General features: G+C 56.6%; 1 rRNA gene. It reads left to right on the top strand.

Annotation, left to right across the window (positions count from 1 at the left end):
• Positions 1-1,524: ribosomal RNA gene (locus AB0J62_RS40450) — 23S ribosomal RNA — on the top strand; the annotation flags it as partial.
• Positions 1,525-1,538: the final 14 nt, after the last annotated feature.

The following is a 1,538-nucleotide window of genomic DNA, read 5'->3' as shown; positions in this document are numbered from 1 at the left end:
TGGTGACCCGAGGTGGTAGTAGGTGCATTGAGGAGTGACGCAGGAGGGTAGTCCAACCGCGGCGATGGTAGGCGCAAGCTGATCCGCGGGCAAGGTGGTAGGGCGAGGCATAGGCAAATCCGTGTCTCATATAGCCTGAGAGCCGAGGCGGACCCGTTCAGGGGAAGTGGATGATCCCATGCTGCCGAGAAAAACTTCGCAGTGAGTGTTAGAGCCGCCCGTACCCCAAACCGACACAGGTGATCAGGTAGAGAATACCAAGGCGATCGAGTGAACCATGGTTAAGGAACTCGGCAAAATGCCCCCGTAACTTCGGGAGAAGGGGGACCGGATCCGTGACACCACTTGCTGGTGGTAGCGGTGATGGTCGCAGAGACCAGGCCCAAGCGACTGTTTACTAAAAACACAGGTCCGTGCGAAGAAGTAATTCGATGTATACGGACTGACGCCTGCCCGGTGCTGGAACGTTAAGGGGACAGGTTAGCTGGTTTCGGCCGGCGAAGCTTTGAACTTAAGCGCCAGTAAACGGCGGTGGTAACTATAACCATCCTAAGGTAGCGAAATTCCTTGTCGGGTAAGTTCCGACCTGCACGAATGGCGTAACGACTTGGGCGCTGTCTCAACCGTGGACTCGGCGAAATTGCATTACGAGTAAAGATGCTCGTTACGCGCAGCAGGACGGAAAGACCCCGGGACCTTTACTACAACTTGGTATTGGTGGTCGGTACAATTTGTGTAGGATAGGTGGGAGACTGTGAAGCTCGGACGCCAGTTCGGGTGGAGTCATCGTTGAAATACCACTCTGATTGTTCTGGCTGTCTAACTTTGGTCCGTTATCCGGATCAGGGACAGTGCCTGGTGGGTAGTTTGACTGGGGCGGTCGCCTCCTAAAAGGTAACGGAGGCGCTCAAAGGTTCCCTCAGCCTGGTTGGCAATCAGGTGTCGAGTGTAAGTGCACAAGGGAGCTTGACTGTGAGACAGACATGTCGAGCAGGGACGAAAGTCGGAACTAGTGATCCGGCGGTGGCATGTGGGAGCACCGTCGCTCAACGGATAAAAGGTACCCCGGGGATAACAGGCTGATCTTCCCCAAGAGTCCATATCGACGGGATGGTTTGGCACCTCGATGTCGGCTCGTCGCATCCTGGGGCTGGAGTAGGTCCCAAGGGTTGGGCTGTTCGCCCATTAAAGCGGCACGCGAGCTGGGTTTAGAACGTCGTGAGACAGTTCGGTCCCTATCCGCTGCGCGCGCAGGAGACTTGAGAAGGGCTGCCCCTAGTACGAGAGGACCGGGGTGGACGAACCTCTGGTGTGCCAGTTGTTCCGCCAGGAGCACGGCTGGTTGGCTACGTTCGGGAGTGATAACCGCTGAAAGCATCTAAGCGGGAAGCACGCTTCAAGATGAGGTCTCCCACCGGGTTAACCGGGTAAGGCCCCCAGTAGACCACTGGGTTGATAGGCCAGAAGTGGAAGCGCCGCAAGGTGTGGAGCTGACTGGTACTAATAGGCCGAGGGCTTGTCACACACACAACCCCCTT

It is taken from the genome of Kribbella sp. NPDC049584 (assembly GCF_040675555.1).
Taxonomy (GTDB): domain Bacteria; phylum Actinomycetota; class Actinomycetes; order Propionibacteriales; family Kribbellaceae; genus Kribbella.
This window is presented reverse-complemented; position numbering and strand designations above follow the sequence as displayed.